The organism is Streptomyces sp. NRRL S-337, from assembly GCF_000720175.1.
Lineage (GTDB): Bacteria > Actinomycetota > Actinomycetes > Streptomycetales > Streptomycetaceae > Streptomyces > Streptomyces siderophoricus.
Genome location: NZ_JOIX01000223.1, coordinates 1 through 202, shown reverse-complemented (window position 1 = coordinate 202; position 202 = coordinate 1). Strand labels below are relative to the sequence as shown.

Here is a 202-nt window from a genome sequence, read left to right as displayed (position 1 = left end):
GCTGCACAGCGGCCCCGCCGAGATGGCCAGCGGCGCCGGCAAGCCCTCGGCCGGCACCCGCATCCCGGACTTCGTCAAGCTCTCCGAGGCCATGGGCTGTGTCGCGCTGCGCTGCGAGGACCCGGCCGACCTCGACAAGGTCATCGAAGAGGCCAATGCCATCAACGACCGCCCGGTCGTGATCGACTTCATCGTCCACGAG

The 202-nt window shown here is 69.3% G+C and carries 1 protein-coding gene; it reads left to right on the top strand.

Going from position 1 to position 202, the window contains the following annotated elements:
- Window positions 1-202: thiamine pyrophosphate-dependent enzyme (locus IG62_RS42905; protein WP_037840518.1), on the top strand; the 202-nt coding region annotated here is incomplete at both ends.